This is a genomic window from Veronia pacifica (assembly GCF_001707825.1).
Classification (GTDB): Bacteria; Pseudomonadota; Gammaproteobacteria; order Enterobacterales; family Vibrionaceae; genus Veronia; species Veronia pacifica.
The window spans coordinates 45,510-68,987 of the sequence record NZ_LYBM01000015.1; the positions used below are offsets into that span (position 1 = coordinate 45,510).

Consider the following 23,478-nt stretch of genomic DNA (forward strand, 5'->3'; position numbering starts at 1 on the left):
ATGGATATTTATTCAAAGCTGACCAGCAAATCTTCAATTTCTCAACATGTTACCCTTTGCGAAATCGAGGGATTAGATGCCCTTCATGTTCACCATCCCAAGGGCAGCGCTGTAATTACTCTTTTCGGTGCCCATGTCATCAGTTTTAAGCCTGCCCGCCGAAAAGAACTTATTTGGATGAGCCAGAATGCTGATTTAACTGGAAAAAAAGCTATCCGTGGTGGTATCCCAGTCTGCTGGCCTTGGTTCGGTAAGGCTGCAAGTCCATCACATGGATTCGCCAGAACCAGTCACTGGGAATTGGAGAGTATTTCAGATAATAAACAACGCACTTCACTGACACTATGCCTGAAGCATTGCGACAAGTCGCTTGCGATATGGCCCCACAAATTCGACATCCGATTGAACGTCGATATCAGCGAAAGCCTGAGCGTATCTTTGACAAGTACCAATACTGGTGACAGTGAATGGACGATGGGTGGTGCCCTACATACCTATCTTCGCACCTCTGATGTAAAAGCAACATCTATCAGTGGGTTAGGCCAACAGTATATCGATAGCACAGAGCAGGGTGTAATCAAACCATCACCTGGCCACACAGATATCAACACTGAAACAGACCGAATCTATACGAGTGCTGAAAAAAAATTACACATTGTTGACAACGGTGAAAACCGTCGGTTAACGATGGAAAATACAGGTAACAGCTCAGCAGTCGTTTGGAATCCTTGGCAATCGTTGTCGGAGTCGATGGCTGATATGACAGACGAAGGGTATCTTCAAATGGTGTGTGTTGAATCCGCTATTCACGATACGACAATTCGATTAGCTCCCGGCCGTAGTCATAATCTGTCCACAACGATTAATGTTGACTGAAAAGAGAGGGGTGTCATATGCACCCTTTTTGCTTTAAGTGAAAAGGATTTAGCTGCGCAAGACACTAAATCAATTAGCGTCGCAGAAAAAACTCATCTTCTCCCCCACAAGCTCGTCGTATATCGCTACCATAACCGCCATGTGGGTGTTGATACCAACCGTTTGAAGAGCCCAAAATTGCTCATTTCTCGCTCAATATCTCAAATCGCTCAATACACAACCCATCCAATGTAGCAGCTTTGAAGAGACACATATATTTTAATTTACAGAAGTTTATCTCCTTTCACAGTTTACTCTTTGAGCAAATATTGTTCTTGAACATCAAAATTCAGCGAGAGATAGTAGAAATGAAAGCGGTGAATTATTAACCCGCGCTAGCTCAAAAAGTAAAAATTATATTAAAAAACAACCAATTCAAACGCACAAATCAACCAGTTCGGTCTAATCTTAAAAGAGCGAAAGATTTGAGAGTAAACAGGGCGATATCCTTTTTTATCAGTACAGCGTTTTAGGGGGACAGGACCATGAGTATTTTTGACCACTATCGTCAGCGCTATGAAGAAGCGAAAGACGAAGAATTGAGCCTTCAGGAGTTTCTGGATCTGTGCCGCGAAGACCGCAGTGCTTACGCAAACGCCGCCGAGCGGCTTTTGATGGCTATCGGCGAGCCAGAAATGATCGACACAGCGATGGATCCGCAGCTTAGTCGGCTGTTTTCCAACCGAGTCATTTCACGCTATAAAACTTTCGAAGATTTTTATGGTATGGAAGACGCAATAGAACAGATCGTTTCGTACTTAAAGCACGCGGCGCAGGGCCTTGAGGAACGCAAACAGATTCTCTATTTACTTGGTCCTGTCGGTGGCGGTAAATCATCACTGGCAGAAAAGCTCAAAAGCTTGATGCAGAAAGTGCCAGTATATGTACTTACTGCAAACGGTGAGCGAAGCCCAGTTAATGACCACCCATTCTGTCTTTTTGATGCAGCAGAAGATGGTGATGTGCTTGAAAGCGATTTCGGTATTCCGAAACGCTACGTCCAAACCATTATGTCTCCATGGGCAGCCAAACGTCTACATGAGTTTGGCGGCGATATAACAAAATTTAAAGTCGTCAAAGTTCGACCTTCCGTTCTTGATCAGATAGCAGTAGCTAAAACCGAGCCCGGGGACGAAAACAATCAGGACATTTCTTCCTTGGTTGGTAAGGTCGATATTCGTCAACTTGAGCATTTCGCTCAAGATGATCCAGATGCTTACAGCTATTCCGGCGCACTCTGTAAAGCCAACCAAGGCTTAATGGAGTTTGTGGAGATGTTCAAAGCACCGATAAAAGTACTCCACCCTCTTCTTACCGCGACGCAAGAAGGGAACTACAACGGTACGGAAGGACTGTCAGCCCTGCCATTCGACGGCATGATACTGGCTCACTCCAACGAATCAGAGTGGCAGACGTTCAGAAACAACAAGAACAACGAGGCGTTTCTAGACCGTGTTTATATCGTCAAAGTTCCTTACTGCCTAAGAGTCTCTGAAGAGATTAGAATTTATGACAAGCTGTTGCAGAACAGTGAGTTGTCTGCCGCCCCTTGCTCTCCGAGTACACTTGATATTCTCGCCCGCTTCAGCGTCCTGTCACGTCTGAAAGAGCCTGAAAATTCAAGCATATACTCAAAAATGCGAGTGTATGACGGAGAAACGCTGAAAGATACTGACCCGAAAGCGAAGTCATATCAAGAATATAGAGATTACGCCGGTGTTGACGAAGGCATGAATGGCTTATCTACTCGTTTTGCCTTCAAGATACTGTCGCGGGTATTTAATTTCGACCACTCTGAAGTTGCAGCAAACCCTGTACATCTATTCTACGTACTTGAGCAGCAGATAGAGAGAGAGCAGTTCCCTCAGGAGTTCGCTGAGAAATACCTGGAGCATCTCAAGGGATATCTGATTCCGAAATATGTTGAATTTATTGGCAAAGAGATTCAGACAGCCTACTTAGAGTCGTATTCTGAGTATGGTCAGAACATCTTTGACCGCTACGTCACGTATGCAGACTTCTGGATTCAGGATCAGGAATACCGCGACCCAGACACCGGACAATTATTTGATCGGTCAGCACTCAACAGTGAACTTGAGAAGATTGAGAAACCAGCGGGTATCAGTAATCCGAAAGATTTCCGAAACGAGATAGTGAACTTTGTGCTCCGTGCGAGGGCAAACAATGAAGGTAAAAACCCAGTATGGACCAGTTACGAAAAGCTTCGTACAGTCATCGAGAAGAAGATGTTCTCGAATACTGAAGAGTTGTTGCCTGTGATTTCGTTCAATGCGAAAACCTCAACCGAAGAGCAGAAGAAACATGATGACTTTGTCGCTCGTATGATGGAAAAAGGATACACACGCAAACAAGTCAGACTGCTCTCCGAATGGTACTTGCGAGTACGTAAGTCCTCCTAAGGACGGTATTCAGCAATGACATCGAACGAATACGGGGGGAGCTTATGGCGCATTTTATCGATAGAAGGCTCAACGGAAAAAACAAAAGCACAGTAAACAGGCAGAGGTTTTTGCGCCGTCACAAGCGCCAAATCAAAGACTCTATAGCTGATGCAGTAAACAGTCGTTCTATCACTGATGTAGACAGTGGTGAGAGCGTTACCATTCCCTCCCGGGACATCCGGGAGCCTACTTTCCGTCAAGGTAAAGGTGGACAGCGTGACGCTGTTCACCCTGGTAATGACCAATTTATTCCGGGAGATCGTATCGAGCGTCCACCCGGTGGCGGTGGAGGTGGAGGTGCTGGCGAAGGAAACGCTAGCCCGGATGGAGAAGGACAGGACGATTTTGTCTTCCAGATATCCAAAGACGAATATCTGGACCTGTTATTCGAAGATCTAGAACTGCCGAACCTGAAGAAAAACCAGATGAACAAGCTGGTCGAGTGGAAAACGTTCCGCTCCGGCTTCAAGGCAACAGGCGTACCCGCTAACATTGCGATTGTAAAATCACTGCAAAACTCGCTGGCAAGGCGAACAGCAATGACCGCAGGCAAGCGTCGTAAGGTGAGAGAATTGGAGGCAGAGCTCGAAACTCTCAGAAGTACCGAGCCAGCACAGCCTCTCGAAGAGAAAAGAGTTCAGGAAGAAATTCAGGCTCTACGAGACAAGATTTCTGCCGTGCCATTCATCGATACTTTTGACCTCAGGTACAAAAATTACGAGAAACGGCCTCAACCAAGTAGTCAGGCAGTCATGTTTTGCCTAATGGATGTATCGGGATCCATGGATCAAGCAACAAAGGACATCGCAAAACGTTTCTATATTCTTTTGTACTTATTCCTAACCCGCACCTACAAAAACGTGGAAGTTGTTTTCATCCGTCACCACACATTGGCAAAAGAAGTCGACGAGCACGAGTTTTTCTATTCGCAGGAAACTGGCGGAACTATCGTTTCCAGTGCCCTTAGGCTGATGGATGAGATCCTTAAGGACAGATATCCATCTAATGAATGGAATATTTACGCCGCTCAAGCTTCTGACGGTGATAACTGGGCTGACGATTCTCCAGGGTGCAGAGAGATTCTTCAGCAAAAATTACTGCCTGTTACTCGTTATTATTCTTACATAGAAATAACTCGTAGAGCGCACCAGACGTTGTGGCGAGAATACGAAACGCTGGATGAAGGGTACGAAAACTTCGCAATGCAAAATATTCGTACTGCTGACGACATTTTCCCTGTGTTCCGGGAACTGTTTAAAAAACAGGTCGACTGAAAGTCTCAGATCCACGCCCTGACTGAATGTTAAGGAGGACTCCTATGGCTGTCGCATCGAAAAAGAAGAAAAAGACCCTGAGTGATGGTCCGGATTGGACTTTCGAGTTACTTGAACAATACCACACCGAAATAAGACGGGTTGCAGAACACTACAAACTAGACACGTACGTAAACCAAATAGAGATCATAACTGCTGAGCAAATGATGGATGCCTACTCCAGTGTCGGGATGCCCATCAACTACAGCCACTGGTCGTTTGGCAAGAAGTTTATAGAAACCGAACGTAATTATAAACATGGTCACATGGGATTGGCTTACGAAATTGTGATCAATTCTGACCCGTGTATAGCCTACCTGATGGAAGAAAATACCATTACCATGCAAGCACTGGTGATGGCTCACGCCAGTTATGGCCACAACTCGTTCTTTAAGGGCAACTATCTATTTCAAACGTGGACGGATGCCAGCTCCATTATTGACTACCTACTATTCGCTAAAAACTACATTAACGATTGCGAGGAGAAATATGGCGTCGACGAGGTAGAGAAACTCCTCGATTCTTGTCACGCACTTATGAATTACGGGGTCGACCGTTATAAGCGGCCTCAGAAGATCTCTATGGCAGAGGAAGTTGCACGTCAGAAATCGAGAGAAGACTATTTGCAGACGCAGGTGAACGCGCTGTGGCGAACCATTCCGTCGAGCGAGAAAAAACGTGAGGTGGAAGTTGAACGCTTCCCGTCAGAACCTCAGGAAAACATTCTTTACTTCTTTGAGAAACATGCTCCACTTCTTGAGCCATGGCAACGCGAAATTGTCAGGATAGTACGCAAGGTCAGCCAGTATTTCTATCCGCAGAAACAAACCCAAGTAATGAATGAGGGATGGGCGACTTTTTGGCATTACACCATCCTGAACCATATGTACGATGAGGGTTTGGTATCTGACCGATTCATCATGGAGTTTCTTCACAGCCATACTAATGTTGTTGCACAACCGCCCTACAACAGCCGTTACTACAGCGGTATTAATCCATATGCACTTGGCTTTGCCATGTTTCAGGATATCAGACGGATCTGCGAAAACCCGACAGAGGAAGATAAGTTCTGGTTTCCTGATTTCGCGGGTAAAGACTGGCTAGAAACCGTTCATTTCGCGATGCAGAATTTCAAAGATGAGAGTTTTATCAGTCAGTTTTTATCTCCCAAAGTGATGAGGGATATGAAGTTTTTCGCCATCAATGACGATGACCGACAGAACTTTATCGAAGTGATGAATATCCACAACGAAGAGGGATATCGGCAAATTAGGGAGAGGTTGTCGGCGCAATACAACCTGAGCAACAACGAGCCGAATATTCAGGTGTGGGATGTTGATTTGAGGGGGAATCGTTCATTAACGCTCCGTTATGTTCCCCACAATAGGATCCCACTCAATGATTCCTACCAAGAGGTACTCAAACACGTTCATAGGTTGTGGGGTTTCGAAGTTGTCTTGGAAGAGGAGTTACCGGATGGGAAGGCGAAGATTATTGCAACTTGCCCAAAACGGCCTCAATTTGATCCGGACCTGATCCCCGGTAGCTGATAAAAAGTGTACAAACAAAAAAGAGGCTTTACAGCCTCTTTTTTAATTCTATTCTTCAGATCACTGAGACTTAAGCACTAAGCTTCTTCTTCTTCCATCAGGCGAACGATGTTGTCACGATTTGACAACCATAACGTCCCGCTTTCACGTCCATATTGTTTCAATCGCTCGGAGATGTGTTTGTGCTCACCAGATACCACTAAGTTGAGTAAGTCACGGTAGAAAGTTAACGCAACCTCACAGGCTCGCTTATCCATGAAATAATACCCACCTACGCGCGCGTAAATCTTGCGCATACCATTCATGGTTAGCATGTATATTTTGTTGCCAGATGCTCGGGCCATACCTTGGAACAGCATGTAATCGTAATGGTTAAACGCCCTTGCCCAGCAAATCGCTTCACACAACTCAGGGTCTGACTTACCAAATCTATCGATAATCTTTTTGGAGTTAGCCATAATTTCGGCTTTCTCTTCGACTTCATCGACAAAACGGCCAAAATTACCACTTTCCATCAACCGTTCGCATCGACTGATAATCTTCTCAATCAGTGCGGCAGTATACTCTGCTTTATTTTTTGCAGCGTAACGCATGAACACACCACCGATATCAGTGCGTGCTGATAGCAGGTTTTCAAGCACTCCATGTACATCCTGGCCCTCTAATGTCACGAGCGTATCCAAGATGTTCAAGCCTGAGGTATTCATATAATCATTAACCCGGGTTGGCTTTCCGTGCTGGATGGTCAACCATCCGTCGCGGGCAAGACGCTGCAGAACTTCGCGCAACGTTGTGCGGGTGACACCAATCAACTCCGATAGCTCTCGCTCTGCAGGCAGGATGGAGCCCATTGGAAAATGGTTGTTCCAGATACTTTCGATAATGTACTTCTCAGCAAAAGTTGCTGGGCTGTCCGCCTTGATCACCATTTATTAATCTTTCCGAGTCAGTTCTTGATGCAATAATCTACTCATCATACCACTTTTGGCTCATATCAAGAAACACAATCAGTGAAATGCCTGCTTAGTCAGCAACGTAAATGCAAGACTGATCTCAATCAATGCGCAGGTTACTTCTCGAAGTAAAATGTAAATTGTATAGTTTGCACGGCTTTTGAGAGCCGTAACTTTTAAAATATAAAGATTTGTTTGGAAGCTATCTAATTAAAAAAGTCGCACCAATGTGGGCCTCTTGCGAGTAGTAATTGCAATGTAATGGATTGCATGGCACGCAAGGGCTTGTTAAAAGGATTGTTAGCATTGCGTCTTCTCCCGAACCAGCACTCTCTTCCCCCCGAAGTCGCTGCAGAAACGAGCAACAGACCCCTCTGCTGAGAAATACTCCAAGACCGACTTGCCCCCCATATAAAAATGAGATGTAACTATGGCTATTTCGTTAAGAAATGCTCTTATCAGGAATTTTCTTGGTAAAGCACCAAGTTGGTATAAAGTGGCAATTCTGTCATTTCTAATCATCAACCCTATCATTTTCGCAATTGATCCATTCGTTGCCGGTTGGTTACTGGTTATCGAATTTATATTTACCCTCGCGATGGCGCTAAAGTGCTATCCACTCCAACCCGGAGGTTTATTGGCGTTCGAAGCCGTCGCCATTGGCATGACGAGTGCCGAGCATGTTAAGCACGAGTTGATACAGAATTTTGAAGTACTCCTGTTACTTATCTTCATGGTGGCAGGTATTTACTTTATGAAACAACTACTTCTGTTCATTTTTACGAAGATATTGTTGGGGATACGATCTAAATCACTGCTTTCATTAACATTCTGTTTCTCTTCAGCTGTCCTGTCAGCCTTCCTCGATGCACTGACCGTTATTGCCGTAGTCATCAGTGTTGCAGTCGGTTTCTACGCTATTTACCACAAGGTTGCCTCAGGTAAAGAGTTTGGTTCAAGCCACGACCACACAAGCGACGATCATCTTCACGACGAGCTTAGCCGTGACGATCTCGAGCGCTATCGCTCTTTTCTCCGCAGCCTAATGATGCACGCTGGCGTTGGTACCGCTCTGGGTGGTGTAATGACCATGGTCGGCGAACCGCAAAACCTGATTATTGCCAAGAACGCAGGCTGGCAGTTCGGCGAGTTTGTCATCCGTATGCTCCCTGTGACCTTGCCTGTCCTATTCTGCGGTCTGGCAACCTGCGTCATGGTCGAAAAATTCAAAATATTCGATTACGGGAGTAAACTTCCTGAAAATGTTCGTAACATCTTGGTGGAATTTGATCGGGCTGAGCGTAAGAAGAGAACGAATCTTGATCGAATGAAGCTATTCTCACAAGGACTGATTGCCGTCTGGTTGGTCGTAGCGCTTGCTATGCACCTTGCCTCTGTAGGCCTTATCGGACTGACTGTGATTATTCTTGCGACCTCTTTCACTGGCGTGATTGATGAACATCAGATTGGTAAAGCCTTCGAAGAAGCTTTGCCTTTCACGGCACTTCTCACCGTGTTCTTCTCTATTGTCGCCGTGATTGTCGACCAGCAACTCTTTGCTCCTATCATTCAGCAAGTGTTGGCGTTAGATGGCCACAGCCAACTGACCATGTTTTACATCGCTAATGGATTGTTATCCATGGTATCGGACAATGTTTTCGTCGGCACTGTCTACATCAATGAGGTGAAGAAAGCACTTACCGATGGGCTGATTGATCGTCAGCAATTCGAGATGCTGGCTGTTGCGATCAATACAGGTACCAACCTACCTTCAGTTGCTACGCCTAATGGTCAGGCTGCTTTCCTGTTCCTCCTGACATCAACATTGGCTCCGCTCCTTCGCCTATCGTACGGAAAAATGGTTTATATGGCTCTGCCATACACTATCGTTCTTGGTCTTGTGGGATTGGCAGGCATCGAACTGTTTTTGATGCCAACAACGGAGTGGTTTGTCCAGAATGGCTGGATCACGCAAGGGGTATCTACGGCAGTAAGTGCTGCGACAACAGGCCATTAGTGATTGACCTTTACTGAAATTCCCTTTTCAATAAAAGCCTTGGAAACAAGGCTTTTATTTTTTACCGGATGAACTACCACTATGAATGTGTTCTCTTCGCTTGCCAGAGTAGCCAGAGGGCGTCCAGCCTGGGCTCTTTTATTGTTCTTCGCACTCGCCTTTCAGGTGGTGGCGCTCTATTTTCAGCACACTATGAACCTTCTTCCATGCGTAATGTGTATTTACGAACGGGTAGCCATGTTCGGTATTGCCGGGGCTGCATTGATTGGTTTGTTTGCGCCAAACAACGCCTTCTTTCGGTGGGGTGGGATCATTTGCTGGGGCGTCGCAGCAGTATGGGGAGTAAAGCTGGCTCATCAACATATTGAATATCAGTTTCCTGACCCAAACGTTCTTTTCGGCCCAACCTGTGAGCTATTTGTATCATTTCCATCATGGGCACCGCTGAACGAATGGCTACCGTCTGTGTTTCAGTCTTACGGCGATTGCTCAATGGTCGTATGGGAATTTCTGGGGTACTCCATGCCTCAGTGGCTTTTAGTCATATTTGTTATGATGCTTGCCGCTCAAGTCTGTGTCCTTGTCAGTGAGTTAAAAGTATTAATCACGACGCTACGTGGCGAGCCAACGGCGACCGATCTGAATCGTTAAAGTGTGAAATAGCAAAAAAACACTTGGACTTTAAACCCCGACAAACCTATCGGGGTTTATTTATGCTACCCCGCCAGCATTCTGACAACAGGCACATCAGCAGCACTGAGTTCGAAATCCAGCAATTTTTCAGGCTCGACCCATGCCATTTTTTGGTGGCAGCGCAACAGGATACTCCCTGATATCCACTGACACTCGTAACTACACAGGAGAATGGACTTATCCGGGTAGTGATGAAGTGTTTCGATCAACGGCGACACAACTTCTACCTGAATAGCTAACTCTTCCTCAAGCTCCCGACAAATGGCATCACTATCAGTCTCGCAGGTTTCCACCTTACCACCGGGAAACTCCCATAAGCCGGTCTCATCTCCTTTGTCATACCGCTGCGTGAGCAGGATTTTTCCATCCTTTTTCACTACTCCCGCGACAACTCGAAGAACCTTTCTGTTTTGCATCTATCCCCTACCGCAGCATTTCTTGAATTTTTTTCCACTACCACAGGGGCATGGATCATTTCTGCCAACATCTTTATACGGATTTACTGAACTGGCACCGCTGCCATGCTGAATATGGTCAGCGGCTACAGAGACTTCAGCGATCATCACTTCGAGCTGCCGATAGTAACTCTCTGGCCCTGGAAGCGAAGTTAAACCTGCCTGCTCCATCTGCCTGATTGTTCCCTCTTCATCATTGAGAAACATCATGGTTGTCATCAATGCTGACAACATCCGTCTTGTACCATCTGGCATTGATACTTCCTGCCAAAAGGGTTCAATGATCGGCCATACGGATAAAAAGCCTTCGGCAAAAAACTGATGTGATTCAGTGACCCCCTCTTCCAATTTCAATCCGTCAGGCAGACGATAACAGCCATTCATGAGATCTGCATACTGGGTTTCAAACTGTTTCATGACCCTTTTTTTGTCTGAGTCATCGAGTGAAACCGGGGATGTTTCGGTCACGCCGCCCGTAATCAGTAAAGGCAACCAATTATCAGGGCTCAAAGGCGCTGGCGACATGTTTGCGGCAAGCAGCACACCTTCGATAAAGGATGATGGCATTCCTTCCCACTTTTCGCCCATTTCCAGCAAAATTGACATATATTGTCTCGTAGCGTCAAAAACGTCTGATCTTAGTTCAGGTACATGTAATTCTCAAAGCCTGTTTCAGAGTTCTTGCTGAAGCTGGACCCTACAGGCGCTATGCTTATTGTTCAAAATGAAAATAAGGATGTTTCATGGTTTCTTCCAGAACGGTTATAGTCGCAGGCGCGACCGGACTGGTGGGTGACGAACTTATTCATCAGTTACTGGGCGACCCAGATGTTGCTCAAGTGCATGTCGTTACCCGGCGCCCCATTTCCATCACCTCTGATAAGCTGGTGCAACATCAGAACCCAGAGCTTGCTGTGACTCACTGGCAGCCTCAGTGGCCAGTACCACTTCAGGGCTACATCTGCCTTGGTACAACAAAAAAAGCCGCAGGGAGCAAGCAGGGACTGGAAGATGTTGATCTCCATTTGGTCATTAGAGTTGCAAAAATGATGGCGGTAATGGGAGTCAAACACCTTGCCGTCGTATCCAGCATTGGCAGTCACCGCTGGTCGCCAAGTCACTATCTTCGCTGTAAGGGAAAAATGGAGTTCGCCTTGCGTAATATGGGTTTTGAGAGACTGTTAATTGTTCGGCCCGGCCACTCCTTGGTGAACGGGAACATGTAAGGTCTGATGAGCAAACGCTGCAAAAAGTGCTGTCAGCCTTCTCCTTCGCGATGATGGGACCGCTATCCCACCTGGAACCCGTAAACGCAGTCAATGTTGCCAGAGCAATGATAGCTGAACTTTTAGCGCCAAACTGGCCCGGAAGGGCAGACTTGAAAGTGCTCTCGGGCAGAATGCTGCAGAGTTACTAACTTCCTTGGTTCATTATCGTCACAGTGATAAACACAAAAGGCAGCTTTTTCAGCTGCCTTTTCACTATGTATATCGGATTGTCTTATTGCAATCCAACCTTTCACGGTCTAGCCATTTTAAATGGACGAATACGCGTAATAACTCTTCGACGTGCTTTACGCTGCTTCTTTTGAAGCAATATATGACAAGCTTCCATCACCAGACCAAATGCCATCGCAAAATAGACATAGCCTTTATTGAAGTGAATTCCAAAGCCCTCAACCATTAGCATTACACCCAGTAACACCAGAAACAGCAGCGCTAACGTTTTGAAGCCAGGATACTTCATCACGTAGTGGTTTATTCGCTCTGCACACAGGACCATAATGATCGCAGATGCCAGAATCGCCGCTACCATAAGAGGGATTTCGGACGTCATACCTACCGCAGTGATCACCGAATCCATGGAGAATACCGCATCTACCGCAACAATTTGCAGGAGAACCAATGCCAAACCAGCAGCCACTTTACTCCCAGCCATATCATCTGACGGCAGTAACCAGTGCTTAAGTTCCTTGATACTTTTGACCAGCAGAAAAGCACCACCGGCAATAAGAATAAGATCACGGCCAGTAAAACTGACACTGCCAAGCGCAACCAGCGGCTCAGTCAGCGACATTAGCCAACTTATCGAAAATACTAACAGTATGCGTACTGCTACTGCCAAACCAATACCTAGGTTACGGGCAAATTTACGCTGGTGAGCAGGAAGACGCTCACAAAGCACTGAAATAAAGACAATGTTATCGACACCCAGAACAAGTTCCAATGTAAACAGGGTAGCGAGAATAATCAGTGACTCAGGTTGAAGGAAAAGCTCTATCATAATGCCGACTCCTTAGTTAAGAAGCGGAAAAATCGGAAACAACGCGAGGGGTCGTCCATATATTGTTATATTTACCTCTTGGCTAGAATGCGGCGCGATAATAACGAGTGATTAGTCACATGCGCAACAGTCAATTTGTAACAAGAGGTAAATGTAATTTATATATTATCTATCAATTACTTAAATAAAAATTTGTGAATCTTTTACTGCTTCGCGCTCAACAAGTATCTCACGCAGGATTTCGTTTTTATCATTAAGCCGACGGAGATTAACAAACAAAGATTTTGCTTCCGGATATTGCACCTGAAGATATCGGAACCATTGCTTAACCCGATTCGGATAATACATACCTTTATCACCATTGATCTCAAACTGAGAATACTTGATTAACAGCTCAAGCAACTCTGGCCAAGGCATCGGTGCCTCACCCAACTTAATATGAGCACCAAGGTTTGGCATATTAAGTGCGCCACGACATACCATAAGCGTCTTACAACCAGTAACCTCTTGACAACGCATCGCCTCTTGTTGGTTCCAAATGTCTCCATTGGCGGTAACAAGGATGGATAAACGCTGATTGATATCACCGATCAAATCCCAGCGAATGGTGCCAGCGCGATAAGCATCAGCTTTACTTCGACCGTGGACAACAAGTTCATCGGCACCAGCCTGTTGCACCGCATCAGTGATTTCACGGTAAGGGGAACAATCATCAAAGCCCAGACGAATTTTTGCACTGACTGTCTGGTCAGATGGCACAGCATCTCTTACAGAGCGAATAACCTGATACATCAAATCAGGTTCTTTCAACAATGCTGCTCCTCCCTTGTTGCCGTTAACTATTTTGGAAGGACAACCAAAATTGATATCAATTCCCGGAGAACCAAGCTCGACCGCTAACGCTGCATTTTCTGCCATAAATTGGGGAGATTGCCCCAGAAGCTGCACCCTGACAGGTGTACCTGACAAGGTTTTTCCACCTTGATTGAGCTCGGGCGAGACTCGGTGAAACACTCTGGCAGGTAGCTTTCGGTCGACGATACGAACAAACTCCGTCACGCACATGTCGTATGGATTGATCTCGGTCAGGATCTGACGCATCAAGGGATCCAGCACCCCTTCCATTGGTCCCAGAATTAAACGCATGTGCAGATCCCCCAACTCGTAACACTATGAGGGTTGAGGTGAATCAATGGTGTAAGGATATCAATCGTAACTTCGTTCATCGGGGTCATTCAGTATCAGGTAAACAAAAAGCATCAAGAACTATGGTCTTGTAACAACAAATTCATTTGGTAAAGAATATTCCAAAAGTAGCCAGCAAGCTTCGTATTTGAAGAACAGAAAGATGGCGCAGAAAGTTATTTGTTCTCTATATCGTCAGGCGTATAAGCTCAACAGACAGTATACAAATAGAATGAGATCTTAGGTCTCAGCCGATTCTATTTGGATGATTCAAAATGTGGTCTTCCCAGTCGATGACATCAATTTCATAGACTACTTTCTCTTTTACCGATTCGTCTGCTTTGTGCATGGCTTCTTTAGATCCTGTGATCAGGGGGTGCCAATCAGGAATGGGCTTCCCTTCCGCTAATAGACGATAAGCACAGGTATGAGGTAACCAGTAAAAGTCATCAATTTTGTCCCGCGTCAACTTGATACACTCTTCGTCATAGCTAAAGCGGTTGGCGTAGTCTTTACACGAACAGGTTTTTTTATCCAGCAGACTGCAAGCGACATTGGTGTAATAAAGCTCGTCAGTTTCCTCGTCGATGAGTTTATGCAGGCAGCATTTACCGCAGCCGTCACAAAGAGATTCCCACTCTTTGTCGGTCATTTCGGTCAATTGCTTCTGTTGCCAGAATGGAGCTGTCATCTTACTTTGTCCTGCTTATCGGTATGTTTACGCTAAAAGGCGATGGTTATAACCATACTGAGAGTAAAGTTCAAGCTCAAACCAGAAAACGGTTTACTCATGATACTCCCTGCGAAGCTTTGCATTTCAAAGAGAGAGTGTTAATGTGCGGCCGATTCAGCTGTGTTGGTAAGAAGTAATGAATAGGATTAACCTAATAACGTCCACTGAATGCCGACTGGGCTGCGGTGCTTGCTGTATTGCTCCGAGTATATCCTCGCCTATACCGGGTATGCCGTCTGGAAAACCAGCGGGAGTAAGGTGTGTTCAGTTAAACGAGAAAAACCTTTGTCGTCTCTTCGGTAAGCCGGAAAGACCCAAGGTATGCAGCCAGTTTAAACCTGACGCCACAATTTGTGGAACCAGTAATGTGTATGCCATGGCAACCCTAACTGAACTGGAAGAATTGACCTGACGACAGGACAACAAGCTCCCTGACTAAACAAAAAAACGGCCTTTCAAGCCGTTTTTTCTGTTTTTTGATACTGACAATCAGTGTGCATGACCATGGCTGAGTTCTTCATCAGTCGCATCGCGAACTTCGACCACCTTACCAACAAAGTGCAATCCCTTACCGGCAAGGGGATGATTGCCATCAACAACCACTTTGTCATCAGTCACACTGACAACCGTTACTTGAATGTCACCCTTCGGGCCATTAGCAGTAAACACCATACCTTCTTCTATGTTGTCGACTCCCTGGAATGCAGCGCGCTGTACTTCCTGCACGAGTTCCTCAACGCGCGGACCGTAAGCTTCCTCAACCTCTAAGCGGACGTCAAAGGCATCACCAGCGGCTTTGCCAGCGAGACCTGTCTCCAGCCCCGGAATCACTTGACCTGCACCGAAGATGAATGCCATTGGCTCATCTGATTCGTTCGAGTTAATAACTGCTCCGTCGAGGTCCTGTACCGTGTACTCGATAACTACAACTTTATCTTTCTCAATCATTACAATAAATCCTTGTTCAGTCCTTAAAATTTATCTCAAGCAACGTAACGACTCTCGTCGTATCAATTATTTATCCAGCTACAACTATTTCCAAGTCTAGTTGATATTCGGTTTTATACTGCGACAATGGATAAAATAATGTTTATTTTCAATCCACTGCCGACAAGTAATAGTGATGGTCAGCACCATAGCCCACGAATTGGGTGAACAGGTGAATATCTGTGAGCAACCTGTGCCTGCAACAACTCTGCTGTCGCTATCGCATCTGTCATCGCGTTGTGTCCCTGATAAAAGGGTAACTTATATCTGGAACGGCTATCTGCGAGCCTGACTGAAGCCATAGGTTTGTTTATCAACCATGACAAGCATTTATGCCATGGTCGGCGATGAAACCTTGCCTCTATCTCCAGAGTATCAACCACAGGGAACAATACGCCCTCACCTATCCGTCTTTTTAACGCTTGATCAAAAAAGTTTCGCTCTATACGACGGTAATGCACCACAACAATTTTCCCAGCCAGCGCTTCCAATACTTCATCCAGTACTCCACGTAAATCTGGCGCTTCTTTAATATCACTATGAGTAATGCCGTGTATCACCACAGACTCTTCTGCCAGAGGCTTTCGAGGGTTCAAGATCCAGTGCCTTGCCTGATTACAATATATTCGAGACAACGAAAAAGGCACAAGTCCGATACTGACTATGTCACTGTGTGCATGTTCGAGCCCAGTAGTTTCAAAATCAAGGGCAACAAAATCCACATCTGATAAGGGAGTCGCACCATCAACGACTCCTGTTTGATAAAACTTTTTAAGTCGACTGTCTTTTGCCTTTTTACCGAGGCGTTTGTTGATTAACGTCCAATCTGGCCCTCTCGGGCCACCAGCAAGTCTTTCATCTCTTCCTAAGTACAGCATTTATAATCAGTTTCCTCTATTTGGCTGATAGCGAAACTTCAGAAAACTCTGGGCATTACTCAGGATCTGAAAAGCATCTTTCAGGTGACGTTTATCAAAGTCAGAGAGGTTTTCTGGCTCAATGTTATTGTCAGGGTCTATACCAGCCTCGATATCCAGCGCCTGATGTCTTATCCGAACAGTAGAAATAAACTCTAAGGCATCTCGTAAGTCTGCTGCCCTGCCGGTAGGGAGAATTCCCGCTTCAATAATGTCGTCGAGGCGTTCAAACGAGTTCTGAGCACGTGAGTCAATTGCGAGAGCGTGAACCCGAATGAGTTCGGCCAACGGCGCTGCCCCGCGCCGCTTCAGATTGATAGAGTTTTTATGTCGACCGTCCTGCTCCATCACAAAGCCCCTAAAAAAACCCAGTGGTGGTTTACGGCTCAGCGCGTTTCTTGCCATGCAGGCAAGAAAACGGTTGTTGCGACGCGCTCTGCGGCCTACGAATGCTTTCAACTGTTCTGCCCAGTTCGTCGCCCCCCAGACACCATCAAGGTCGAAGAAAATAGAACTATTGAGCAAAGATTTGGGGTTGGGTTCATCTATCCACTCAGAAAAGGTACGTTCCCATTCTGAACGGGTTTTTCTCCACTCTGGATTAACAGCCATGATGTTGCCCTTGCAATAAGGATAACCACAGAGGTTTAACCCGTCACAAACGAAGGTTGCCAATGCACTGAAATACTCTTCGTGCTCACTGGGATCGTATCTGTCATCAAGAATGATCGCATTATCCTGATCTGTGACAATCAACTGCTCATCACGTGCCATTGACCCGAGAGCAAGAAAACAATAAGGCACTGGTGGGGAACCCAACTTCTCTTCAGCCAGCTCAAGCAATCGCTGCTTAAAGCTTCGTCCAATCACTGCCATCGCACTTCCGATCATGTGAGAGTTTGCGTCTTCATTAACCATACGCACAAAGCATGGCTTGACGTCTTGAGACAGAGAGACCAGATCCTCAACGGACTGTTGATTGAAAATGCTACTGACCAGAAAAAGGCTACTCTGGGATTCGTAGCGGACAATGTCAGACATTGAGATCACGCCGATCGGTATATCACGGCGTAAAATAGGTAGGTTGTGGAGGTTATTACGCAGCATGACCAACATTGCCTCAAATACATAGGCATTGTGGTCAAGAGACATGACCTGTGGTGACATAATATCTGAAATAAGGGTATCAGGCGATCGCCCCTCTGCCAGAACGAGATTACGAAGATCTCTGTCGGTTACTATGCCAGCAAGCCCGCCTGGCACATTCGACTCATCCGCTCCATGAGAGTCAATATCAATGTCAGGTTGTCCCGTTTCAATGTCAGAATAGAGGACCAGGACTGAAGATACATCGTCAGCCGCCATCACTTCTGCCGCTTCACGCACAGTCGCCTGTTCAGTGACAGATATGGGTTCGCGCATTATCAGGGAACGTACTTTCGAGGTCGTCAGGTCGTTACTGTCATGGTGATTTTCGACTGCTTGCCGGAGCCTTGTCCGACCCTCAATTTCGACAAAATCAGCAAATTGTTCAAATTCCTCGAACAGACTGTCGAATACCTTATCGGGTATAAAGTAGATGAGTGTATCCTCCAGCGCCTTTGCTGGAAGACGTACTTTCCGGTTCATCAGGAGCCCCATTTGCCCGAACAGGTCACCAGTCGTCAAGCGATTGTACAACTCACCATTTCGCCGGAATATTTCCACAGAACCGCTTCTTACCACAGACAAGTCATGGATAGGATCACCAAACTTGAGGATCTCAGACCCCGCTCTGAAATATGCAATTTCTATTTGCTGGGCAATACTATCGACCGTATCTGACGGCAATTCATCAAAAGGCGCATACTGGGCCAGAAAGCTGGCCACCTCTCTCTGTTCAGCTTCCACTCTTTGTCTCCAAAAAAGTAGCAAGGCAGATCGATGATCTGCCTTGATGATATCACTCTAATTGCTGAGTATTAATTTTAACTTTTAGGCTCGCTTGCGAGCCCTTTCACCACCGAAATACAGGCAACCAACAATACAATGGTAAACGGAAATCCGGTCGAAACCGCCATTGCCTGCAAAGCAACCAGCCCGCCACCAAGTATCAGAGCAATGGCGACTAATCCTTCAAACGTACACCAGAAAACGCGTTGTGGCTTAGGTGCGTCAACTTTTCCGCCTGCTGAAATCGTGTCTATGACTAAGGAGCCTGAGTCTGAAGACGTCACAAAGAAAACCACCACCAGAATAATACCAATGAATGAAGTTATTGATGACAGAGGAAGCGCATCCAGCATTGCAAACAACTGGAGCGGTAATGCAGCTTCAGTCACGGCTGTATAACCATCATTAACCAGCTGGCTGATTGCCGTTCCGCCAAATGCGGTCATCCACAACACACAGGCCGTCGAGGGGATAAGCAACACGCAAACAATAAACTCTCGAACACTTCGTCCGCGTGATACGCGCGCAATAAACATACCTACGAATGGCGACCATGAAATCCACCACGCCCAGTAAAATGCGGTCCAACCTTGTGAAAAGTTCGCATCCTCACGGCCAAATGGCATAGAAAGAGCGGGAAGATTTTCAAGATATGACCCTATGTTGCTGAAGAATCCACCTAAAATGGCCAGCGTTGGCCCTGCGACAATAACAAACAACAAGAGAAGTATCGCCAGGCCCATGTTGATTTCCGATAATCGTTTAACACCAGCGTCTAGGCCTGCCAGTACCGATGTCAGAGCCAACAAGGTGATCAACACAACCAAAACGATCTCGGTAATTTCTCCAGTGGGAATGCCAAACAAATAATTCAGGCCAGCCGCAGCCTGAGAAGCACCAAGCCCCAAGGACGTTGCCAAACCAAACAGGGTAGCAACAACAGCAAGAATATCGATGACATGCCCCACCCAGCCCCAGACGGCTTCGCCGAACAGTGGATAAAACACAGACCGTATTGTGAGGGGTAATCCCTTATTGAAGGAGAATAGTGCCAGTCCAAGAGCGAGAACCGCATAAATAGCCCATGGATGAAGACCCCAATGATAAATTGTTGCAGCCATGGCAAGACCACGAGCAGCCTCCGGGTCGCCAGCAGCAGCTCCTAATGGTGCCCAGTCGGTCCTTACACCGCCTTCACTGGCAGTACCGCCGAGCGACGAAGCGTAGTGAGATAAGGGCTCTGATACGCCATAAAACATCAGTCCTATGCCCATACCTGCTGCAAATAACATCGAAAACCAGCCTAGATATGAATAATCAGGAATTGCCTCAGTACCACCCAAACGAACTTTACCGAGAGGCGAAACAATCAAAAAGAGGCAAAGAAGAACAAAGATATTCCCTGCACTGAGGAAAAACCAATCAAGGTTTGATGTTAGCCAACTTCTGACATCACCAAATAGGGGCGCTACCTGATTCTGAAAAATCAGTGTGGCGGCAACAAAAAGGATGATAGCAAGGCCGGATACCAAAAAGACCCGGTTATGGATATCCAAACCGAATGGACCAATGCTGAGAGCAATATTATCTTGCCCTACCTGATAGTCGGTATCTATTGGGTTCACCTTGCCATCAGGGACCATTAATTCTTCGTGGCTTTTGTCACTCAAAATGTACTCCTTAACATAGATCGAGAATCCATTCGGCCTCAATCTGGCTGATTCAATCTGAATTGTCAGCCAATGTTTTACATATATTTTTGGGACAAACATTGTAACAAATGATTTGAACTCAAACGTTTTTTTATCTGATTTTGTTACTTTTAGTGAAAGGTTTCATTGATGAGATGTTTGACGTGCCTTTTCTTGACCAAGGTTATTTAGAGCACGTTTTATAAAGGTCAGATATTACTCCTGACAGGCTGGGCCATTGAAAAGTGAGAAAGCGCTACAGATGCAGCGCTTTTACTGGCAAAGTTACTGTGAAGCTGGACGAAGATGAATCTCTTCATCTTTCTCGCCCGCATGGACATCGTTAAACGTATCGACGTCTAATGCACCTTCACTTTTCGCCACAATACAGGTGACCGCGCAATCCCCTGTAATATTGACCGCAGTTCGAATCATATCAAGTAAGCGATCAACACCCATGATCAAGGCAATTCCCTCCAGAGGCAAACCAACCTGATTAAGCACCATAGCTAACATGACTAAGCCAACTCCTGGTACACCAGCGGTACCAATTGACGCTAATGTTGCCGTCATAATGACAGTGAGATAGTCACTCAGACTCAAATCAATATTGAAGGCCTGTGCAATAAATACAGTTGCCACTCCCTGCATCATCGCAGTGCCATCCATATTGATGGTAGCGCCAAGAGGAATGGTGAATGATGCAACTTTATTATCGGCGCCCATTCGACGTGTAGCTGTCTCCATTGAGACAGGAATGGTGGCATTTGAAGACGCTGTCGAGAATGCAAACATTACTGCATCTTCCATTTTCTTTAGGAAGATTTTAGGGTTCAAGCCAGTGAATAGCCGGAATAAAGTAGTGTAAGTAACGGTAGCGTGAATGACCAAGGCCCCCACAAGCACCATAAAGTAAGCAAAAAGACTAACGATTGCCGATAAACCAATAGTTGTAAACAGCTTGGCCATCAAACAAAAAAACACCATAAGGTGCAAGGTTCATCAGAAGCGCAACCAACTTTAAGATAACTTCATTCAGATCTTGGAAAAAATTGGCAATGCGCTCACCCGGCTTACCCGAGGCACTGATAGCGATACCAAATAAAACAGCGAAAATAATTATCTGAAGGGTGTTACCCTGCGCCATGGAGCCTATTGGATTGGTTGGAAACATGCCAATAATCACTTGAGAAAGTGAAGGTGCTTCCGAGGCGGTAAAGGCGGCGGAGGACGATAAATCCGCCCCCTTACCCGGACCGACTAAAAGTGCCAGCCCGATCGCCAATGTAATTGCGAGTGCCGTCGTACTAAGATAAAAAGCCAGTGTTTTACCGCCCAATCGACCGAGGGTCGCGATATCTTTTAATGCACTGGTTCCGCAAACCAAAGAGACAAATACGAGCGGAACAACCAGCATCTTTAAGCTAGCAACAAAAATCTTACCGCCCGCATCAAACAAACCCTCAACCAGATAACTATGAACAAAGCCAGATTCTGGGAATAAAAATCTAATAGCAAAACCTGAAACAATACCTAACACCATTCCCAGTAAAACGCGGCTGGTCAAAGATAGTTTTTTTGTTTGCACCATCATTGCAAACTCTCCTTTTCGCGATATTTAAATTTCTTATCGCGCCGAGAGTAGCAGTCTCACCCCAATCTCAGTAAAGAGAAATTCTATTTATTTACCTTCAAATTTGCGATAAATCACACAAAATAGACAGTGAAGGTACATTTATATTACATTTCTGTTTAACCGGAGGAAGGGATAAGGAAGAGGTCAAGAGGCAGTACTGAGTGATATATCCATAGATAACCCTCCCCAGTAATCAGCGTCTAAAAAACACTGACCACTGGGCGGTAAATTGTTTTATCAAACAGCTTCGAAGAGGAAAAAGTATCCATACGCAGCGATCATAGCCGGAATTGCAGAATAGATTGTCGCAACCAAAGCAGCCTTTGGTGCCAAAGCAATTGCGGGAAATAATGCATCTCCATCGTTGGAAATCGCATTACCTATTTGAGTCGACATAGGCACGACACCACTAACATAGAGACTGGTAACCAGAATCTGAGGCCCACAACCCGGCAGCAGCCCTATTAACACACCCATAAGTGGCAGTAGCAACGCCCAACCGCTAAACACGCTAGACAGGTCGATATTGAGCCAGAAGACAGTCAATTCAAAAAGTAGAAATGCGCCAACGACCCACACCAAGATAAAGTTAGTATCTTGCGCCACGCGCTGAAAGATATTTGACCCTCTAGTTTTTTGGTCTTCGGATACTGCAGATTGGTAGTTGGTTATCTCACCATTAAAGGCCCACATTAATACCGCCAACACCGTCAATATGGCACCAACATACTCTATCGTACCCTCGGGCAGAAAGAAGACTTCGTTGGGGTCCAGCTGAAAAGAACCGATAAGAGCAATTGCAAAACTCGGTAGTAATAAAATCTGCCAAAACTTTGCCTGAATGTACTTGATTGGACGCTTTTCCTCGGCAGCAGCCTCACTTGGGTCGACTTCCTGCACTTTGTACTCAGGGCGTAAAAAATCGATGCCGTGTATCTTGTCTATACACATACCAGATATCCATCCGACAACTGAGCCCAACGCAACAATCATCAGTCCGTCTACCGGTCGGGTCGCCAGAAGCAGAAAAGCTGCGTCACCCATCGTGGCCGTGAGAACAGCAACGACGCTGCCGAAGCTTAGATTACCCCTCACATATTGAGTAACGACTACTATCGCGCCTCCACAACCGGGAAGCGCTCCCATAAAAGACGCAAATGAAACCTGCAATAACTGACTACCAGCGAGCTTTTTTGTCCACTGATTGTTCTTATCAAAGCGTTCTGTCACAAAGTGGAACAATGCTAGGGTCGCTGCTACGTAGCTTGCCACCTGCCAAAATGCGTCAGAGAGCACACCAGTAACCAGCTCATGGGTGTTGGGCGCGAGCATTAAAGCGACGAGAATTGCGGGTACTAAAAGTCTTCTTTTCTCTATGATAAACAAGGGGCTGTTCACGCCCTGACTTGTTATCTTTTTAAGGGTTTCAGGCATTTCATCAAGTTCCAATTGCAAATGATAACGATTATCATTCTATTTCGTTTAAAGATGATTGCAAGACCAACTTAGCGGAAGAGTATGAAAAACTCAAAATACCTTTTTGTTACTGTCAAAGTTTTTGTACTTTGCTTCTATTGAGTGATTCATACTGCGCGTAGGTTTAGGGCTTGAAAAAGCCAAACAGTGGAAGTTGAAAAGATGAATAAATTGACAGGATAAAAGAAGGATTATCATCGCAAGAATGAAAGTCTATTACTCAGAATTTTTCAGTGTAAAAGCTATTAGGATAATTAATATTATAAATGTCTAAATAGCT

At 45.7% G+C, this 23,478-nt stretch carries 19 protein-coding genes and 1 pseudogene; 8 read left to right on the plus strand and 12 right to left on the minus strand.

Features of this window, described 5'->3' with window-relative positions; all coding sequences use genetic code 11:
* The 4 genes from A8L45_RS09885 (at window position 1) to A8L45_RS09900 (ending at window position 6,240) form a co-directional block, all read left to right on the plus strand.
* A complete protein-coding gene (locus A8L45_RS09885) occupies window positions 1–876 on the plus strand; it encodes a D-hexose-6-phosphate mutarotase (protein WP_068901755.1) in 876 nt (291 codons plus the stop codon).
* A 524-nt stretch (window positions 877–1,400) separates the two neighbouring features.
* Window positions 1,401–3,335 carry a PrkA family serine protein kinase gene (locus A8L45_RS09890; RefSeq protein ID WP_068901757.1) on the plus strand — a complete coding sequence of 645 codons (1,935 nt, stop codon included), beginning with the start codon at window positions 1,401–1,403 and terminating at the stop codon, window positions 3,333–3,335.
* Window positions 3,336–3,379: 44 nt separating this feature from the next.
* Complete coding sequence (locus A8L45_RS09895; RefSeq protein WP_068901759.1) at window positions 3,380–4,651, plus strand: YeaH/YhbH family protein; 1,272 nt, start codon at window positions 3,380–3,382, stop codon at window positions 4,649–4,651.
* 44 nt (window positions 4,652–4,695) lie between these two features.
* A complete protein-coding gene (locus A8L45_RS09900; RefSeq protein ID WP_068901761.1) occupies window positions 4,696–6,240 on the plus strand; it encodes a SpoVR family protein in 1,545 nt (514 codons plus the stop codon).
* Window positions 6,241–6,317: 77 nt separating this feature from the next.
* Here the strand turns inward: A8L45_RS09900 and fadR are convergent, their stop codons facing one another.
* Window positions 6,318–7,169, minus strand: coding sequence for a fatty acid metabolism transcriptional regulator FadR (fadR, locus tag A8L45_RS09905; RefSeq protein ID WP_068901764.1), 852 nt, complete (start codon window positions 7,167–7,169; stop codon window positions 6,318–6,320).
* A gap of 454 nt (window positions 7,170–7,623) precedes the next feature.
* Between fadR and nhaB the strand changes: the two genes are divergently transcribed.
* Window positions 7,624–9,210: a Na(+)/H(+) antiporter NhaB gene (nhaB, locus tag A8L45_RS09910; protein ID WP_068901765.1), complete on the plus strand. Its 1,587-nt coding sequence runs from the start codon at window positions 7,624–7,626 to the stop codon at window positions 9,208–9,210.
* A gap of 81 nt (window positions 9,211–9,291) precedes the next feature.
* Window positions 9,292–9,861, plus strand: a complete 570-nt coding sequence (gene dsbB / locus A8L45_RS09915) for a disulfide bond formation protein DsbB (RefSeq protein WP_068901768.1) — start codon at window positions 9,292–9,294, stop codon at window positions 9,859–9,861.
* Between the two features lie 65 nt (window positions 9,862–9,926).
* Here dsbB and A8L45_RS09920 read toward each other — a convergent pair whose 3' ends face one another.
* Both A8L45_RS09920 and A8L45_RS09925 read right to left on the minus strand, forming a co-directional pair.
* Entirely contained in the window at window positions 9,927–10,319 is a 393-nt protein-coding gene (locus A8L45_RS09920; protein WP_068901771.1) for a (deoxy)nucleoside triphosphate pyrophosphohydrolase, read from the minus strand.
* Window positions 10,320–10,964, minus strand: a complete 645-nt coding sequence (locus A8L45_RS09925; protein ID WP_068901773.1) for a YecA family protein — start codon at window positions 10,962–10,964, stop codon at window positions 10,320–10,322.
* 137 nt (window positions 10,965–11,101) lie between these two features.
* Between A8L45_RS09925 and A8L45_RS09930 the strand changes: the two genes are divergently transcribed.
* A complete protein-coding gene (locus A8L45_RS09930; RefSeq protein WP_245680695.1) occupies window positions 11,102–11,584 on the plus strand; it encodes a Rossmann-fold NAD(P)-binding domain-containing protein in 483 nt (160 codons plus the stop codon).
* 292 nt (window positions 11,585–11,876) lie between these two features.
* On the opposite strand, the gene A8L45_RS09935 is transcribed toward A8L45_RS09930, so the two are convergent.
* From A8L45_RS09935 to A8L45_RS09945, 3 genes are all read right to left on the minus strand, one after another.
* Window positions 11,877–12,641: a TerC family protein gene (locus tag A8L45_RS09935; protein WP_068901776.1), complete on the minus strand. Its 765-nt coding sequence runs from the start codon at window positions 12,639–12,641 to the stop codon at window positions 11,877–11,879.
* A 180-nt stretch (window positions 12,642–12,821) separates the two neighbouring features.
* On the minus strand, window positions 12,822–13,787 hold the full coding sequence (dusC, locus tag A8L45_RS09940) for a tRNA dihydrouridine(16) synthase DusC (RefSeq protein ID WP_068901778.1): 966 nt from the start codon (window positions 13,785–13,787) through the stop codon (window positions 12,822–12,824).
* A gap of 286 nt (window positions 13,788–14,073) precedes the next feature.
* Entirely contained in the window at window positions 14,074–14,517 is a 444-nt protein-coding gene (locus A8L45_RS09945) for a YcgN family cysteine cluster protein (protein WP_068901780.1), read from the minus strand.
* Between the two features lie 178 nt (window positions 14,518–14,695).
* Here A8L45_RS09945 and A8L45_RS23795 point away from each other — a divergent pair, with 178 nt between their 5' ends.
* A complete protein-coding gene (locus A8L45_RS23795) occupies window positions 14,696–14,971 on the plus strand; it encodes a YkgJ family cysteine cluster protein (protein WP_083228287.1) in 276 nt (91 codons plus the stop codon).
* A gap of 77 nt (window positions 14,972–15,048) precedes the next feature.
* Here A8L45_RS23795 and A8L45_RS09950 read toward each other — a convergent pair whose 3' ends face one another.
* The 6 genes and pseudogenes from A8L45_RS09950 to A8L45_RS09975 all read right to left on the minus strand — a co-directional run bounded on the left by A8L45_RS09950 (window position 15,049) and on the right by A8L45_RS09975 (window position 23,156).
* On the minus strand, window positions 15,049–15,507 hold the full coding sequence (locus A8L45_RS09950) for an FKBP-type peptidyl-prolyl cis-trans isomerase (protein ID WP_068901782.1): 459 nt from the start codon (window positions 15,505–15,507) through the stop codon (window positions 15,049–15,051).
* Window positions 15,508–15,686: 179 nt separating this feature from the next.
* Window positions 15,687–16,424, minus strand: a complete 738-nt coding sequence (locus tag A8L45_RS09955; RefSeq protein ID WP_068901784.1) for a 3'-5' exonuclease — start codon at window positions 16,422–16,424, stop codon at window positions 15,687–15,689.
* Window positions 16,425–16,430: 6 nt separating this feature from the next.
* Window positions 16,431–18,353 carry a DUF294 nucleotidyltransferase-like domain-containing protein gene (locus A8L45_RS09960; protein WP_068901786.1) on the minus strand — a complete coding sequence of 641 codons (1,923 nt, stop codon included), beginning with the start codon at window positions 18,351–18,353 and terminating at the stop codon, window positions 16,431–16,433.
* A 77-nt stretch (window positions 18,354–18,430) separates the two neighbouring features.
* Window positions 18,431–20,038: a BCCT family transporter gene (locus A8L45_RS09965; protein WP_175401965.1), complete on the minus strand. Its 1,608-nt coding sequence runs from the start codon at window positions 20,036–20,038 to the stop codon at window positions 18,431–18,433.
* Between the two features lie 333 nt (window positions 20,039–20,371).
* Window positions 20,372–21,680: pseudogene (locus tag A8L45_RS09970) on the minus strand (dicarboxylate/amino acid:cation symporter).
* Window positions 21,681–21,959: 279 nt separating this feature from the next.
* Entirely contained in the window at window positions 21,960–23,156 is a 1,197-nt protein-coding gene (locus A8L45_RS09975; protein ID WP_068901790.1) for a putative manganese transporter, read from the minus strand.
* Between the last annotated feature and the right edge of the window lie 322 nt (window positions 23,157–23,478).

What these genes read in the sequence shown, in the direction of transcription:
- A8L45_RS09885 (WP_068901755.1), top strand. Translation starts at nt 1, where the DNA reads ATGGATATTTATTCAAAGCTGACCAGCAAATCTTCAATTTCTCAACAT.
- A8L45_RS09890 (WP_068901757.1), top strand. Translation starts at nt 1,401, where the DNA reads ATGAGTATTTTTGACCACTATCGTCAGCGCTATGAAGAAGCGAAAGAC.
- A8L45_RS09895 (WP_068901759.1), top strand. Translation starts at nt 3,380, where the DNA reads ATGGCGCATTTTATCGATAGAAGGCTCAACGGAAAAAACAAAAGCACA.
- A8L45_RS09900 (WP_068901761.1), top strand. Translation starts at nt 4,696, where the DNA reads ATGGCTGTCGCATCGAAAAAGAAGAAAAAGACCCTGAGTGATGGTCCG.
- fadR (WP_068901764.1), bottom strand. Translation starts at nt 7,169, where the DNA reads ATGGTGATCAAGGCGGACAGCCCAGCAACTTTTGCTGAGAAGTACATT.
- nhaB (WP_068901765.1), top strand. Translation starts at nt 7,624, where the DNA reads ATGGCTATTTCGTTAAGAAATGCTCTTATCAGGAATTTTCTTGGTAAA.
- dsbB (WP_068901768.1), top strand. Translation starts at nt 9,292, where the DNA reads ATGAATGTGTTCTCTTCGCTTGCCAGAGTAGCCAGAGGGCGTCCAGCC.
- A8L45_RS09920 (WP_068901771.1), bottom strand. Translation starts at nt 10,319, where the DNA reads ATGCAAAACAGAAAGGTTCTTCGAGTTGTCGCGGGAGTAGTGAAAAAG.
- A8L45_RS09925 (WP_068901773.1), bottom strand. Translation starts at nt 10,964, where the DNA reads ATGTCAATTTTGCTGGAAATGGGCGAAAAGTGGGAAGGAATGCCATCA.
- A8L45_RS09930 (WP_245680695.1), top strand. Translation starts at nt 11,102, where the DNA reads ATGGTTTCTTCCAGAACGGTTATAGTCGCAGGCGCGACCGGACTGGTG.
- A8L45_RS09935 (WP_068901776.1), bottom strand. Translation starts at nt 12,641, where the DNA reads ATGATAGAGCTTTTCCTTCAACCTGAGTCACTGATTATTCTCGCTACC.
- dusC (WP_068901778.1), bottom strand. Translation starts at nt 13,787, where the DNA reads ATGCGTTTAATTCTGGGACCAATGGAAGGGGTGCTGGATCCCTTGATG.
- A8L45_RS09945 (WP_068901780.1), bottom strand. Translation starts at nt 14,517, where the DNA reads ATGACAGCTCCATTCTGGCAACAGAAGCAATTGACCGAAATGACCGAC.
- A8L45_RS23795 (WP_083228287.1), top strand. Translation starts at nt 14,696, where the DNA reads ATGAATAGGATTAACCTAATAACGTCCACTGAATGCCGACTGGGCTGC.
- A8L45_RS09950 (WP_068901782.1), bottom strand. Translation starts at nt 15,507, where the DNA reads ATGATTGAGAAAGATAAAGTTGTAGTTATCGAGTACACGGTACAGGAC.
- A8L45_RS09955 (WP_068901784.1), bottom strand. Translation starts at nt 16,424, where the DNA reads ATGCTGTACTTAGGAAGAGATGAAAGACTTGCTGGTGGCCCGAGAGGG.
- A8L45_RS09965 (WP_175401965.1), bottom strand. Translation starts at nt 20,038, where the DNA reads ATGGTCCCTGATGGCAAGGTGAACCCAATAGATACCGACTATCAGGTA.
- A8L45_RS09975 (WP_068901790.1), bottom strand. Translation starts at nt 23,156, where the DNA reads ATGCCTGAAACCCTTAAAAAGATAACAAGTCAGGGCGTGAACAGCCCC.